The sequence below is a fragment of the Novosphingobium sediminicola genome (assembly GCF_014196525.1).
GTDB lineage: Bacteria > Pseudomonadota > Alphaproteobacteria > Sphingomonadales > Sphingomonadaceae > Novosphingobium > Novosphingobium sediminicola.
In genome coordinates this window covers 16782-29634 of the sequence record NZ_JACIDX010000017.1, presented here as the reverse complement: position 1 = coordinate 29634, position 12853 = coordinate 16782, and the positions used below count along the sequence as shown (strand labels likewise).

The following is a 12853-nucleotide window of genomic DNA, read 5'->3' as shown; positions in this document are numbered from 1 at the left end:
GGGCCTGATGCTGTTTGCAGTCGTGCTGGCGGCGCAGGCCGCCAATGGCAGCGCACCAGCCCCCCAAGACGCATCAACCGACCTTTCCCGACCTCCGATCCTCAAGCCCGCGCATTTCGTGAGGGGCTACCCCTCACGCGCCTTCCGCGAAAACCGAGAGGGAAGCGCATCGTATCAGGCGACCATCGACCCCAAGGGCAAGCCACGGCCTGTATGATTACGCAATCGAGCGGTTCACCCGATCTTGATGCTGCAAGCTGCGCCTCGGTTATGAAGCACCTGCGTTTTCAACCCGCACGCGACGCTCAAGGGCATGCGATCGAAGGCATCTTTGCCAGCAAGGTCATCTGGAGCCTGCCGCGCCGTTAACCCTCAAACGGATTAACCCGCGCGCAGGACAGCCCAATCATCCCAGCGCGGAAACGCCCAGGAATTCGGGAATCGGCCCGTTCCATTCGCCCGGCTTCGTCGGCGGATCATTGTCGCGCCAGCGGCCACGGCTGCGCTCTTCCTGACGATGCTCGTGCCGATGCTCACGGCGAGGGGCGCGTTCTTCGCGCGGCGCACGTTCTTCACGGGGCGCCCGCTCCTCGCGTCGCGGACGCTCTTCGCGCGCCGAACGTTCTTCACGCACAGGCCGTTCTTCGCGCGTGGCGCGTTCCGGCGCCTTGCGATCACGCGGCTTATGCGCGGTTTTCTCAGCCTTTTCCTCGGCCTTCTCAACCTTGGGATCGATCTCCAGCTTGATTTCCGGGATCGGCCCGCCGGTCAGCTTCTCGACATTCTGGATCGCTTCCAGATCGGCGTCGCAATAGATCGTAAAGGCGCGACCCGTGGCGCCGCCGCGACCGGTGCGGCCAATGCGGTGGACATAATCATCGGGATGCCAGGGCGTGTCGAAGTTGAAGACGTGCGAAACGCCCTTCACATCCAGCCCGCGCGCGGCCACGTCCGAGGCGCAAAGGATGTTGATCGAGCCGTCCTTGAACCGGTCCAGCTCGGCAATGCGGCTCGACTGGTCCATGTCGCCGTGAATTTCACCAGCGGCAAAACCGTGGCGCTTCAGGCTCTTGGCCAATTCGCGCACGGTCGTCTTCTTGTTGGCAAAAATGATGGCCGTGGTCACATTGTCGTGACGCAGCAGATGGCGCAACACTTCGCGCTTCTGCTTGGGACCGCATTTCACCTTGTGCTGGGCAATGCTGGTGTTGTTGCTGGCCGGGCGGGCAACCTCGATATATTTCGGGTTGCTCAAAAACCTGTCGGCCAGCTTCTTGATCGGTGGCGGCATCGTCGCGGAAAACAGCAACGTCTGACGCTGAGCGGGCAGCTTGGAGCAGATCGTCTCGATATCCGGGATAAAGCCCATGTCGAGCATACGGTCGGCTTCATCGATCACCAGCAGGTCGCAGCCCGTGAGCAGGATCTTGCCCCGCTCGAACAGGTCCATCAACCGGCCCGGCGTGGCGATCAGCACGTCCACACCATCCGAGAGCGCCTTGACCTGATCGCCCATCTGCACGCCGCCAATCAGCAGCGCCATCTTGAGATCATGGTTCTTGCCATATTTCTCGAAATTCTCGGCCACCTGCGCGGCCAGTTCGCGCGTCGGCTCAAGAATGAGCGAGCGCGGCATCAGCGCGCGGCGGCGGCCATGCGCGAGAATGTCGATCATCGGCAGCACGAAACTGGCGGTTTTGCCGGTGCCGGTTTGCGCAATACCGATAAGGTCGCGCATCATCAGCACGGAAGGAATAGCCTGTGCCTGAATCGGCGTGGGCGTGTCATAGCCGGCAGCGGTAACGCTTTGCAGCAATTCGTCGGAAAGGCCGAGATCGGCGAAACTCATGGGTTTGGGGTGTTTCCGCAAGTGGGGGCATCCGCCCTACCCGTGGCCGGATGCACAAAACCGCCGCCTTGGCGGACAAGGCGGCGCGGGTGTCGGGGCATTAGCGCCAAATCGCGACGAAAGTCAAGAAAATCGCCCGAAACCGCCTTAACGGCGCACCGGAACTTCGACCAGAGCGTGTAAATCGTGAATCAGGCAATTGGCGCCGGAGCGCGCATGGATCTTGTCGCGCTCGATACAGATCTGGCCATCAGTGTTGCGTTCGACGTAAAAACCGGAATAAAAATCATGTGCATGGCATGATTTATCCAGCCCCGCCGTCACAACGCGCGAATCGCGCAGAAAGAACAGCAGACGGTTGCGCGGCGCGCTCTGCACACTGACGATGGAGGAGGCGGGCAGGCATTTGCCCATATTGCGCTCTTCCAGACGGGTCGAACGATCTTCCTGATCGTTTTCGATGACAAAGACCGGCGGGGGCACCGGAGGCCCCGGCGAAATGCGGATCGAAAACTGCTGCTGGATGCGCACCTGTTTGTAATCATCATCCAGATCGAGCCCGTGCGCTTGCATGGCATGCCATACTTTCTCGCCCGTATCGACCAAAGGCGCGGCCCCGGCGGGAGACTCACCATGAAGCAAAGCGACAAGACCCAGCGCCGCCACAGCTCCCCCAAGCACCCAACGCCCCCGGCGCAAGCCGGAGCTGACGCCAGTCATGCGCCGCCAAAGGATCGGAAAGGGAAGCCTGACCATATATTTGCATGGTTCAACCCGCCCATAAGGCAGGCCAAACGTGTAACCCTCATGTCTGTTTGTCGGTCTTGTGACATAATCACATTTGTTTGAACAGCCGCTTAACCTCCACCTTCTGGCCGCGACGCGGGGTCTGTGGCATAGGGCGGGCCATGACGCAGAATGACACCTTTCTCGCCGCCGCCGCCGCCCTTCTTGGCCCGCGCGGATTGACTTGTGATCCTGACCTTCTGGCGCCCTGGCTGACGGACTGGCGCGGGCGCTATACGGGGGCGGCCATCGGGCTTGCCTCACCCGCCGACAGCGGCGAGCTGGCGCGATTGGTGGCGCTGGCCGGAGAGCATAATGTGACGCTGGTGCCGCAGGGCGGCAATTCGGGGATGAGCGGCGGGGCGACGCCCGATGCCAGCGGGGCCTCGTTGCTGGTGTCGCTGCGGCGGATGAACACTATCGGGCCCATCGATCTGGAAAATCGCCGCGTGACCTGCGGGGCGGGCGTGGTGCTGCAAAACCTGCACGAAGCCGCCGAGGCCGTGGGGCTGCGTTTTCCCCTCACGCTGGGCGGCAAGGGTTCGGCTACGGTAGGCGGGCTGATCTCGACCAATGCGGGCGGCACGCAGGTGCTGCGCCACGGCAATATGCGTTCGCAGGTGTTGGGGCTGGAGGCCGTGCTGGCCGACGGCTCGGTCTATTCCGCGCTGACGCCGCTAAAGAAGGACAATCGCGGCTTCGACCTCAAGCAGTTGTTTATCGGCTCCGAGGGCACGCTGGGCATTGTGACGGCGGCCACGCTCAAGCTGGAACCGGCGCGGGCCGACCGACGGGTGGTCTGGGCCGGGGTGGAAAGCATTCAGGCCGCGCGCGCGCTGCTGCTCCATGCCGAAAAGGCGGTGGGCGAAGCGCTGGAAGGGTTCGAGGTGATCCCCCACCCCAGCCTTGAGGCCGTGTTCGATTACGCGCCCGACATGCGATCCCCGCTGGAGGGCGCTCATGAATGGTATGCCCTGATCGAGGTGGTGGCCGATGCGGCAGACGCGCCGACGCTGGGTGAACGGGTTGAGACGATGTTGGCCGAAGCGTTTGAGTCCGGACTGCTGCAGGACGCGGCCATCGCCAACAGCGAATCGCAGGCCGAGGCTTTCTGGGGCCTGCGCGAGACAGTGCCCATGGCCGAGCGCAGCAAGGGGCCGGCGATGCAGCACGATATTTCCGTGCCGGTGGAAAAGATGCCCGACTTCATTACCGATGCGATTGCTCGCGTCGAAGCAGCCTATCCGGGCGTTCATGCGGTGGCTTTCGGGCACTTGGGCGATGGCAATGTGCATTTCCACGTAATCTCTCCGCCGGGCAGCGAACGCGCCACATGGGAGGCATCCGACGGCAAGGCGATCAGCCGTTTTGTTCATGATCTGGTCACTCAATGGGGCGGCTCGCTCAGCGCAGAACATGGCATCGGCCAGATGAAAGTAGGGGAATTACAACGCCTTGGCGATCCGGCCTCGCTGGGCCTGATGCGCGCGGTCAAATCCGCGCTGGACCCCAAAGGATTGCTCAACCCCGGAAAGCTGTTGCCCTTGGTCTGAAACCGTGCAGGGTGGCCTTGCCTTGGGCAAAACCGCGCCCTATGGCCTGCAATCTGAATATTGACCTTGTGGGGCCTTTATCGCCCCAGTTTTCGGAGAGACCTCATGGCCAGCGCGCCGCAGAACGCCAACCTGCCGCTGTTCTACAACGACCTCGTTCCGCTCAACAGCCGGGACCACGCCAATTTCAAGAGCCAGAGCACCGACAAGGCGACCTGGTTGATTGGCCAGCATGCCGTTCCGCTGACGGTTGAGGAATTCCCGCAGGCCGCGCGCCACTTCCCCATCGTTTTCTCCAGCGGCGATCAGCCGGTTCCGCTGGCGCTGATGGGCCTGAACGAAGGCGTGAACGTTTTCGTCGACGCCGAAGGCAAGCTGACCTCGGAAGTCTATGTGCCGGCCTATGTCCGTCGCTATCCCTTTATGCTGGCCCGCCTGACGCCCGACGCGCAGGAACTCTCGCTCTGCTTTGACCCCACCACCGACCTGTTGGGCGCAGAAGTGGACGGCGCGCCGCTGTTCGATGGCGAAGCGCCCAGCGAAGCCACCAAGAACATGCTGCAGTTCTGCGAAAACTTCGAAGAAGCCGGTATGCGCACCGCCGCTTTCGTTGAAGAGCTGAAGAAGCACAGCCTGCTGATGGAAGGCGAAGTCGCCATCCAGCAGGAAGGCAATGAGCAGCCCTTCGTTTATCGCGGTTTCCAGATGGTCGATCAGGCCAAGCTGCGCGAAGTGCGCGGCGACGTGCTGCGCAGCTGGAACCAGTCGGGCCTGCTGCCGCTGCTGTTCGCCCACCTGTTCAGCCTCGACCTGCTGCGCGAAATCTTCGCCCGTCAGGTTCAGCTGGGCCTTGGCCCGGTGGTCGTGCCGCAGGTGGCCCCGGTCGCCTGAACGCGTGACGCCCCATAACGCGTAACGCCATGGCCTGATTGCGGGCCATGACTGAAACAGACCCCGCCCGGCATATGCCCGGCGGGGTTTTGTTTTGAGCGAACCAAAAAGGATAAATTTCAACTCGTCGCATTTTCTTTTTTGAGTGATGCATTTTATCACTAAACGCTTGCGGCGGCGAAAATGTCAGGGTAATACACAGTCATCCGGTTGGCGCTTCCCTCATGGCCCGACTGGATTGGTGCAACTTCGGTTGCACTTCCTCCCTGAACCTTGGCCACCTCGCGCATCGCGCGAGGTGGTTTTTTATGTGCGACATGGATCATGCGGTGCCCGGATGATGCGCGCGCCTTTATTCCGCCGCTTCGGACCACGCCTCTCCGGGACGCTGGCCACCCATGGCCGCCACCTGCGCGCCCAGAGCAAAGACCAGCGAGGACAAGAGCCGCGCCATCGCATCGAAGCCATCCCCGGTTTCGATCAGTTGCGAATCGAGATAGGCCGCCCGGTCCACCTCCAACTGCATGGCATGGACACCCCGACGCGGCGCGGCATGGTGATCGAGCGCGAATCCTCCCGCATAGGGCCGGTTATGCGCCGCCAGCATGCCCGCACCCGCAAAATGCGAAAAAGCCCGCGCGACCAATGCGCCATGGCAACTGGCCCCGAAACGATCTCCCACGACAATCGTGGCCGATTCCTGCCCCATGATTCGCGGCAGAGGCGGCATCGAATGCAGGTCGATCAACAGCACCGCGCCCCAGCGTTCACGCTCCTGCGCCAACAGATCGGCCAGAGCGGTATGGTAGGGCCTGTGAATCCCTTCGATTCGCGCCTCAACCTCGGCCCATGACAGGCGCCCGCGCCAGATCTCGCCCATGCCCGGCAGGCGCCGCGGCACCAGCCCCAGCCCGCTGCGCGCGCGGCCGTTGGCAGGCGCAGGCCCCGGCGCGACAAGGCCGAGCATATCCCAATCGACATCATCATCCGCCCGGTTCAGATCGAGCATCGCACGGGGCGCATGGGCCGTCATCAGCGCCGCACCGGTTTCGCGCGCCACTACTTCGGCCAGACGATCAACGAGGCGGTCTTCAAGCCGCAGCGTGGAAATATTGGGATGGCGCATCCGGGCCAGCAGATCGGACGGATAGCACCGCCCGCCGTGGGGCGCGGCAATCACCACCGGCAGGCGCGATACCGCCGGTGCCGAAATGGTAAACGCAGGACCATCATGCCCCGGAATCGCGCCACCATCGCGGCGGGTCACACCCTGCGAATCGCCCATATCAGCCCGAATTTCATCCATCCCCCACACTGCGGCTTTCCCGGCCCGCTGTCAAAAGTAGCACATCGGCCGAGGAGTGTTTCAAAACAGGGCATGGCGGAAATGGCAGAAGAACTCTGCTTCGGGCTGCGCTATATAAAGAGGCAACGATAAAGAGAGTTAACGCCATGATCCGAATCCTGCTTGCCGAAGACGAAGCCGCCATGCGCACATATCTGGCCCGCGCGCTGGAAAATGCCGGTTATGACGTGGTGGCGGTGGATCGTGGCACGGCGGCGCTTCCGTTTCTCGAACGAGAGCATTTCGATCTTCTGCTCTCCGACATCGTGATGCCCGAAATGGACGGCATCGAACTGGCCCAGCGCTGCGCCGAGGTGAGCCCGGACACCAAGGTGATCTTCATCACCGGTTTTGCAGCCGTAACCCTCAAGGCAAGCCGCGAAGCGCCCCAGGCCAAGGTGCTGTCCAAGCCCTTCCACCTGCGCGATCTGGTGGCCGAAGTGCAGCGCGTGTTTGGCCAGCCCAGCCAAATCAGCGTCTAAACAGGCCCTTACGCAAAAAAATTGCAATATTTCACATTAGGCTCTTGCGCTAATCGAAGACCACCGTTAGAGGCCGCGTCACACCCGGCGGACGCCAACAACGCCAACCGGGATGGACTTGAAAGTGTGGGCGTATAGCTCAGTGGTAGAGCACTGTGTTGACATCGCAGGGGTCGGAAGTTCAATCCTTCCTACGCCCACCATTCAAAAAAGCCCGCTAGGTCAGTGACTTAGGCGGGCTTTTTTCATGCCTTCAAAACGGAAATCTTATCGCAGTTTTGCGTGAGTTTTGCGTGAAGCGCCGGGCCAGCCATCTTTGTCAGGTCCGAAACTACATCCTCAATCCCCTGCTTAATGGTGCCCAGATAGTCGGGATCGAAGATCGCATAGGCGCTGCTGGTCTTGCCCAGCACACGGTGGCCAAGGGCCATTTCAAGCTCCATCAGATTGACGCGACGATTTGCTAGGATGGTGGCCATCGAGTGGCGCAACAGCTTCGGCCCCCACCCGGCCGGGATGCCGAGGTGCTGGCGCGCGCCGGTCCACGCGCTCCGAATCGCATCCACGCCGATCTGGCGCATTACGTCGATCTGCTGCTGATGGTCATATTCGACCACCTCGCGGCAAACGAACCAATCATCGGTCGCCTTGAACCACGAATCGAGCAGGCCGACCACCGGCAGAACCGGGCGAACCTTCTTGGTCTGGATGCGGCCGGACGGGTTCAGATTGATCAGCCCGGCGTTGCGCATCCATTGCTCACGATCAGGGTTAACGCTCAGGTCGAAAATCGCATCAGGCCGGGCCAAGGTGCAGATGCTGGCGATCAGATAGCGGCGCAGCGGCAACAGCCGGTCACTATGCCCGCTGTAATTCCCCGCACCGTTCAAGCTGTAATCGAGCAATTCGCCTATGGCCTCGATGGATAGCCGGTAGGTCCGCTTGGCCGTCACCTGATCGCGCGTCTTGTGCTGGATGGGCGGGACATATCTGGTCCGGCGCTCTTTATACGCATGGTTAAGGGCGGCCTTGATCTGGATAACCGATTCTTCGACCGTCGCGGCGCTGCGAGGACGCGATTTGCCGTCGATCCAATTTCCCTTGGCATCCTTTTTTCGCGCCACAATCGGGACGGTGACGCCCCATGCGCGAAAGCGCTCCACCATGCGGTCTGTGATGGCATCCGGCATGAATGGATCCGGGAGGCGCCCCGCATCATCCTCGGCTTGCAGGAAGCGCTGGAACAGCTTGAGACGGGCCTTGATGGCATCGGCGCTGGTCTGCATCTGGCCATGCTCGATCCAGTAATCGGTCATCGCATCCTGGACGGTATAGGCCATCTGGTCTGCCGCCGTGGGGTTGTGAGACGCCAGATAATGCTCATCAAGGCGTTCGCACGCTATCCGAACATCCTCTGTGCGCGTGCTTTTGCGCTGCTGCCGCTTGGCGAGGGCATCATACCACCAGATATACCAGCGATTGCTGGTGGGCTTGCCATCTGTGCCTCGGACGAGATCAAGCCAGAACTCGCCGCGTTGATAGATGCCACCCTTAATTGTCGGCACAGGGCCTGCTCCTTCAATGCTTTCGCCTTCGAATCGGCGACTTGTTCAATCATGCCGAGGCTGGCCAGCAATTCGAGATCACCGGCTTCAAGCCTGATGCCCCTGCCGACAACCAGCGCACGCGAGAGTTTGCGGTCCAGTTTCACAAGGGCTTCGCATGGGGACAGGACGCTCAAGCCGCCCTCCCCATCTGCAAAACCTCAATCTCTGCGCGCAGGCGCTTGATGATCCGCCGCTCATGCCCGTCGCGGGTCAGGATCGGTTCTTCGCCCAGCGCCAGCACGCGGCGCTCAATGTTCTTCATGCCCAACCGGCAAACCATGATGCTCTTTTCATGGCCCCGAAAGCGGGCGTCGCTGTGGGTTCCGGCGATCTTGGCCGCCTCCACCTCGCTCACAAGCCGGTCGAACTCGGCGTAGAAAAGGCCGTGCCACTGGTGCAGGAGGTCGATGCTGGTGCAGCCCGCGATGACGGTGGGGGTGATTGTGTAGGGCTTCATGCCGCCTCCTGTTGCTCTTTGGTTAGATCCTCGACCATCTGAATGCGCTGGCCGATCCAGGCCATGACCGGCACGGCCATGCTGTTGCCCAGCGCCTTGTAGCGGGGGCCATCGGCTGCGGGCTTGCCGCGATATGGGACATGAGTGTATCCATCCCGGAAGCCAAAGCAGCGCTCAACCTCAACTGGGGTCATGTGCCTGGGGGTCTGGCCCTCAACAATGTATGTTTCTCGGTCATCGAGAGAGCCCGGCCCGCGCCGCGTGATACAAACCGACACGACCTCCTTCGATCTCTTTGCAGAACGCCTTGCAAAGCTCTCTCGCTCAAAGAGTACCGCGATGGGGGCCCCGGCGTTTCCAAGATATCCAACAAGGATGAGGCGCGGGCGTTGCTGGGGGACACCGAAGTGCTGAGCGTCCAGGATTCGATAGGCCCACCCATACCCGAGTTCTGCCAACGCCCCGACGATGGAGCCAAATGCCCGCCCTCTGTCAGTTGACAAGGCGCCGGGGACGTTCTCCCAAACCAGCCAGCGGGGCCGTTTTCGATCAGCCAGGCGGCAATATTCGAGCGCAAGGATGCCGCGGCTATCATCCAGTCCCTTTCGCAGTCCACCGATGCTGAACGATTGGCAGGGGGTTCCGCCAACAAGAAGGTCAATTGGCCCATAGTCATCGGCTCCGATGGTGGTGAAATCCCCATGGCAAGGCACATCGGGGTAATGGTGGGCGAGGACGGCGCGCGGGAACGGCTCGATTTCAGAATAGAAGGCGGCGCGCCATCCCAGCGGATGCCAGGCGACAGATGCGGCCTCGATGCCGCTGCATACGCTGCCATAGGTCAGCGTTGCGCCAGTCGTTGTGGGGGGCATAATCTCTACCGGGCGGCTTGTTGGGCCTGCCCGGCTCCCTTGGGGTGGTGGGTTAGGTGGCCTACGTCTCGAACGGGCTCACTTGAGCAACGCGGCGCGCTTGGTTGCGACAGCATCCGTCAGCCTGCCCCAAACATCGTCGGGCAGCGCTTCTTTGTTGCGATCCATGTCGGCTTCGACCGCGCGCAGATCGGCGGGTTTCGTGGCGGCCTCGATGCGCTCGAATGTGGTTTCCAGCCAACCGGCATAGGCGGGGGCCTCGTCGCCTCCGTCATGCTGGTCGCCGTGTTGGTCATCGGCGCGGCCTTCGGCGGCGGCGGAATTGTCCTCGGTCAGCGCTTGGTCATTGGCGGGCCGGATCTCGACAACCTCGCCTTTGGCCTGCTCGATCAGCATGGCGCCGGTCAGGGGCTGGCCATCCACGGCTTGCGCGTTTGCAGCGCTGGCGTAGTCGCGCGCCTCTTCGGCAATGTGAAGCCCCTTGAGGACATCAGAGAAGCCATCACGCATCGCCCAAGCTCGTGCGCGCATTTGGCGCATACGGGCAGGATATTGCGTCCACGGCCCCGCTTTGCTGGCAAGGCCCGCCTTCTTGGCATCGTCCATGCTGAATGAGCGGACAATGGGCGTTGAGCGGCCGATGCGGTTGAGGCGGCAAGTTGCGGTGCTGCCATCGTCGGTTTCTTCCATGTCCTCCAAAAGCCCTGACGCCTGCACCAGAGCCAAGGCACCATCCCCCCACAGCGAGGGATTGTTGCCGATGACGGCAATGGATTGGAGTGCAGCAAACGGCGTGAGGCCAACCTCTGCACCGGCCATGATGCCGACCATGATTTTGTTCTGGTCACTTCCGTAAGCCTTGGGCGTCATGCCGGACGCGGCCAGAGCGCCAGACAGGCGCCATGCCTCTTCCATGGTCTGCGGGACAAAGGCGGCGAGTTTACCGCCGGTGGCCACGGCAACCTTTGCAGGCGCCTTGGGTTGTTCATTCGTGGTGACAAGCTGGGTTGCCATTGGACTCTCCTTCAAGCTGCGGCGGCAAAGGCCATTTCTTCGGGGTTCAGATCGTCGATCCGCATCCGCGCCCAGATCGGCAGGCCGACCTGCTTGGGATCGTCGGCGTAACCGGGCCACTTCCCGCTTTGCAGGCAGCGGTCGAACAGGTTGATTGCGCGGCGGTTCAGCACGCGCCCGCGCTCAATATCCTCGCCGGGAAGCTCGTAGAGAGCCACGCAATGCGGTGCATCGCGTTCGATCACCACATGCACCCAATGGGTCGGATAGTGGCCGTAGATCGCCTTGATGCCGTCCATGTAAAACGCGGCGCTCTGATGATAGCCGAAGTTTTCGATGGCCCGTTCAAACCCCTTGGGGCTGGCATGGCTTTCGGCCACGAATTTGAGATCCGAAACGACCATCACTGCGCGTTTGGTCAAAATGCTGTTGGGGCGAAAATCAGGGCGCGCGCGGAGCCACACGCCGGTCTGAGGATCTTGCCAAACCAGCGTTTCCTCGGTGACGCCATTGGTGAGGGTCGCCACCGCCAGATCGTTCTTGCGGATCGCTGCGGCAACCTGCTTGACCGTTTCGGCTTGGTCGAAAGACAGCACCACCATGCCGCTTTCCTGCGCGGCATCAGCTTCGGCAATTTCCAAGGCAAACTTCTTGCTTGCCGCGCGCGTGAAGCCCTCGGGCAGCACATGGTAAAACTCATTCCAGCGGCCCGGCAGCAGGATCATGTCATGCGCGGCCTTGCCGAAATTGAAGTGCGCCTTCTGCACCTCGACGCGATGCGCGTTCATTGGGCTGGCGTGCCAGAAATGGAAGGGCGATTTGGCCAGCAGCAGTTTGGCCCCGCTGGACGACAGCGATGGGCCGGGCAGTAGGTCAAGGTTGCCGTGATAATCCTCGGCGGGAATGTCGGGATAGGCGCCCGGCGTGGTGATGATGGGCATGGTCAAATCCTCGAAAGGGGGTGCCGGTGGCCTGTGGGTGGCAGAGCCACCGGCGTTCGGGCTGGATCAGGTGCCCGAAATCAGTTGGGGGTGACGAACCAAAGCCCGGCAATCGTGCCAAAGAGCGTCCCGACAATGAGCAGACCGGCGACCATTTCGGCGGGCGTCTGGCTCATGAACTCTGCATAGGCGGCGCGCAGGTTACGCATCGGCCTCGTCCTGCGCCTGACGGGCAAGGAGGGTCATGCGGCCCACTCCCCTTCAAGCTGGGCGCGGCGGGTGGCGGGCATGGCGGCAAGGTGGGCCTGTGCATCAGCCAGCGCGCGGTCAAGCTCGTCCTCGTAGGCGTCGATCTGGGCCAGCAGCGCGGGCTTGGTCAAAGCCCAAAGCTGTTCCTCATATTCGCCGTTGAAAGCGGACCAGCCAACAAGCCCTGCCCCGTCCAGCGCCCACCCGCGATAGGTCGGCGCGTTATAGGCGCTGCCCTCGATGTGGGGCAGCGTGAAAGCGTGGTGATTGCCCATTATGCAACCTCCAGATTGACGATGCGGTTGCGGTGAAAGGCGACCTTCCAGCGGCGCAGGATCGGCGCGATTTCCATCGCATCGACGGCGGCGGCGATCTCCTGCGTGAACTCGCGGAACTCGTCATTGCTGAGCCAACCGGCCAGCGAGGCGGCGCGGATGATGGCGATTTGATTTTCCATTACGCCGCCTCCGCTTCGATGCAGTTGGCGCGCTCGATCAGGTCAAAGCAGCCCTCGGCGCTGTCCTCAAAGCCCTGCAAGAGGCCCCTCGCCTCTTCGGCAAAGGCGGTGTCGTTCAAGCCGTCTGCGATGCGAACGAGGTTTTCAAGGTTCTGGCGGGCGGCGCGCAGGTAGTGATCGAACACCAAGCCGGTGGCGATCATCGGAACCTGTGCGGGAAAATGGGTGTGAGCGTTCATAGGTGAAACCTCCATCGAGGCGGCGAGGTCTGCGCTGGTGGCTCACTCGCTGCTGATGGGAGTTGGATAGTTGGATATATCCAGCTTGTCAAACTTGAATTTGGATAATTC

The 12853-nt window shown here is 61.9% G+C and carries 17 protein-coding genes and 1 tRNA gene; 6 read left to right on the top strand and 12 right to left on the bottom strand.

Features of this window, described 5'->3' with window-relative positions; genetic code table 11:
- Nucleotides 1–7 precede the first annotated feature (7 nt).
- Both GGR38_RS24000 and GGR38_RS24665 read left to right on the top strand, forming a co-directional pair.
- Entirely contained in the window at nt 8–217 is a 210-nt protein-coding gene (locus tag GGR38_RS24000) for a hypothetical protein (RefSeq protein WP_221227160.1), read from the top strand.
- On the top strand, nt 214–369 hold the full coding sequence (locus tag GGR38_RS24665) for an energy transducer TonB (protein ID WP_425497071.1): 156 nt from the start codon (nt 214–216) through the stop codon (nt 367–369). Before GGR38_RS24000 ends, GGR38_RS24665 begins: the two co-directional genes overlap by 4 nt.
- A gap of 37 nt (nt 370–406) precedes the next feature.
- On the opposite strand, the gene GGR38_RS19025 is transcribed toward GGR38_RS24665, so the two are convergent.
- Together GGR38_RS19025 and GGR38_RS19020 are read right to left on the bottom strand one after the other, a co-directional pair.
- Nucleotides 407–1849 carry a DEAD/DEAH box helicase gene (locus GGR38_RS19025; protein WP_183627732.1) on the bottom strand — a complete coding sequence of 481 codons (1443 nt, stop codon included), beginning with the start codon at nt 1847–1849 and terminating at the stop codon, nt 407–409.
- A 147-nt stretch (nt 1850–1996) separates the two neighbouring features.
- Nucleotides 1997–2530: a hypothetical protein gene (locus GGR38_RS19020; protein WP_183627731.1), complete on the bottom strand. Its 534-nt coding sequence runs from the start codon at nt 2528–2530 to the stop codon at nt 1997–1999.
- 227 nt (nt 2531–2757) lie between these two features.
- Here GGR38_RS19020 and GGR38_RS19015 point away from each other — a divergent pair, with 227 nt between their 5' ends.
- Both GGR38_RS19015 and GGR38_RS19010 read left to right on the top strand, forming a co-directional pair.
- The gene (locus GGR38_RS19015) at nt 2758–4188 is read left to right on the top strand and encodes an FAD-binding oxidoreductase (protein WP_183627730.1); all 1431 of its coding nucleotides are present in this window, start codon (nt 2758–2760) and stop codon (nt 4186–4188) included.
- A gap of 105 nt (nt 4189–4293) precedes the next feature.
- Complete coding sequence (locus tag GGR38_RS19010) at nt 4294–5079, top strand: SapC family protein (protein ID WP_183627729.1); 786 nt, start codon at nt 4294–4296, stop codon at nt 5077–5079.
- A 352-nt stretch (nt 5080–5431) separates the two neighbouring features.
- On the opposite strand, the gene GGR38_RS19005 is transcribed toward GGR38_RS19010, so the two are convergent.
- Nucleotides 5432–6385 carry an N-formylglutamate amidohydrolase gene (locus tag GGR38_RS19005; protein ID WP_183627728.1) on the bottom strand — a complete coding sequence of 318 codons (954 nt, stop codon included), beginning with the start codon at nt 6383–6385 and terminating at the stop codon, nt 5432–5434.
- A gap of 146 nt (nt 6386–6531) precedes the next feature.
- Here GGR38_RS19005 and cpdR point away from each other — a divergent pair, with 146 nt between their 5' ends.
- Together cpdR and GGR38_RS18995 are read left to right on the top strand one after the other, a co-directional pair.
- Nucleotides 6532–6906, top strand: coding sequence for a cell cycle two-component system response regulator CpdR (gene cpdR, locus GGR38_RS19000; protein ID WP_183627727.1), 375 nt, complete (start codon nt 6532–6534; stop codon nt 6904–6906).
- A 128-nt stretch (nt 6907–7034) separates the two neighbouring features.
- Nucleotides 7035–7109 (top strand) — tRNA-Val (locus GGR38_RS18995).
- Between the two features lie 42 nt (nt 7110–7151).
- Here the strand turns inward: GGR38_RS18995 and GGR38_RS18990 are convergent.
- The 9 genes from GGR38_RS18990 to GGR38_RS18955 form a co-directional block, all read right to left on the bottom strand.
- Nucleotides 7152–8471 carry a tyrosine-type recombinase/integrase gene (locus tag GGR38_RS18990; RefSeq protein WP_221227159.1) on the bottom strand — a complete coding sequence of 440 codons (1320 nt, stop codon included), beginning with the start codon at nt 8469–8471 and terminating at the stop codon, nt 7152–7154.
- 172 nt (nt 8472–8643) lie between these two features.
- Nucleotides 8644–8970 carry a hypothetical protein gene (locus GGR38_RS18985; protein ID WP_183627726.1) on the bottom strand — a complete coding sequence of 109 codons (327 nt, stop codon included), beginning with the start codon at nt 8968–8970 and terminating at the stop codon, nt 8644–8646.
- On the bottom strand, nt 8967–9842 hold the full coding sequence (locus GGR38_RS24275) for a DNA cytosine methyltransferase (RefSeq protein WP_183627725.1): 876 nt from the start codon (nt 9840–9842) through the stop codon (nt 8967–8969). Before GGR38_RS24275 ends, GGR38_RS18985 begins: the two co-directional genes overlap by 4 nt.
- 78 nt (nt 9843–9920) lie before the next feature.
- Complete coding sequence (locus tag GGR38_RS18975; RefSeq protein WP_183627724.1) at nt 9921–10856, bottom strand: hypothetical protein; 936 nt, start codon at nt 10854–10856, stop codon at nt 9921–9923.
- An 11-nt stretch (nt 10857–10867) separates the two neighbouring features.
- A complete protein-coding gene (locus GGR38_RS18970; protein WP_183627723.1) occupies nt 10868–11797 on the bottom strand; it encodes a PD-(D/E)XK nuclease-like domain-containing protein in 930 nt (309 codons plus the stop codon).
- Between the two features lie 80 nt (nt 11798–11877).
- Entirely contained in the window at nt 11878–12006 is a 129-nt protein-coding gene (locus tag GGR38_RS24470) for a hypothetical protein (RefSeq protein WP_281379457.1), read from the bottom strand.
- A gap of 33 nt (nt 12007–12039) precedes the next feature.
- A complete protein-coding gene (locus tag GGR38_RS18965; RefSeq protein WP_183627722.1) occupies nt 12040–12321 on the bottom strand; it encodes a hypothetical protein in 282 nt (93 codons plus the stop codon).
- On the bottom strand, nt 12321–12503 hold the full coding sequence (locus GGR38_RS18960) for a hypothetical protein (RefSeq protein ID WP_183627721.1): 183 nt from the start codon (nt 12501–12503) through the stop codon (nt 12321–12323). The genes GGR38_RS18965 and GGR38_RS18960 overlap by 1 nt, the downstream gene beginning before the upstream one ends.
- Nucleotides 12503–12742, bottom strand: a complete 240-nt coding sequence (locus GGR38_RS18955) for a hypothetical protein (protein WP_183627720.1) — start codon at nt 12740–12742, stop codon at nt 12503–12505. Before GGR38_RS18955 ends, GGR38_RS18960 begins: the two co-directional genes overlap by 1 nt.
- Nucleotides 12743–12853: the final 111 nt, after the last annotated feature.

Bases quoted from the DNA above. Each gene is read 5' to 3' on its own strand.
- GGR38_RS18965 (WP_183627722.1), bottom strand. From the start codon at position 12,321: ATGGGCAATCACCACGCTTTCACGCTGCCCCACATCGAGGGCAGCGCC.
- GGR38_RS19010 (WP_183627729.1), top strand. From the start codon at position 4,294: ATGGCCAGCGCGCCGCAGAACGCCAACCTGCCGCTGTTCTACAACGAC.
- GGR38_RS24665 (WP_425497071.1), top strand. From the start codon at position 214: ATGATTACGCAATCGAGCGGTTCACCCGATCTTGATGCTGCAAGCTGC.
- GGR38_RS18970 (WP_183627723.1), bottom strand. From the start codon at position 11,797: ATGCCCATCATCACCACGCCGGGCGCCTATCCCGACATTCCCGCCGAG.
- GGR38_RS24470 (WP_281379457.1), bottom strand. From the start codon at position 12,006: ATGCGTAACCTGCGCGCCGCCTATGCAGAGTTCATGAGCCAGACGCCC.
- GGR38_RS24275 (WP_183627725.1), bottom strand. From the start codon at position 9,842: ATGCCCCCCACAACGACTGGCGCAACGCTGACCTATGGCAGCGTATGC.
- GGR38_RS24000 (WP_221227160.1), top strand. From the start codon at position 8: ATGCTGTTTGCAGTCGTGCTGGCGGCGCAGGCCGCCAATGGCAGCGCA.
- GGR38_RS18960 (WP_183627721.1), bottom strand. From the start codon at position 12,503: ATGGAAAATCAAATCGCCATCATCCGCGCCGCCTCGCTGGCCGGTTGG.
- GGR38_RS19005 (WP_183627728.1), bottom strand. From the start codon at position 6,385: ATGGATGAAATTCGGGCTGATATGGGCGATTCGCAGGGTGTGACCCGC.
- GGR38_RS18955 (WP_183627720.1), bottom strand. From the start codon at position 12,742: ATGAACGCTCACACCCATTTTCCCGCACAGGTTCCGATGATCGCCACC.
- cpdR (WP_183627727.1), top strand. From the start codon at position 6,532: ATGATCCGAATCCTGCTTGCCGAAGACGAAGCCGCCATGCGCACATAT.
- GGR38_RS18975 (WP_183627724.1), bottom strand. From the start codon at position 10,856: ATGGCAACCCAGCTTGTCACCACGAATGAACAACCCAAGGCGCCTGCA.
- GGR38_RS19025 (WP_183627732.1), bottom strand. From the start codon at position 1,849: ATGAGTTTCGCCGATCTCGGCCTTTCCGACGAATTGCTGCAAAGCGTT.
- GGR38_RS19015 (WP_183627730.1), top strand. From the start codon at position 2,758: ATGACGCAGAATGACACCTTTCTCGCCGCCGCCGCCGCCCTTCTTGGC.
- GGR38_RS18985 (WP_183627726.1), bottom strand. From the start codon at position 8,970: ATGAAGCCCTACACAATCACCCCCACCGTCATCGCGGGCTGCACCAGC.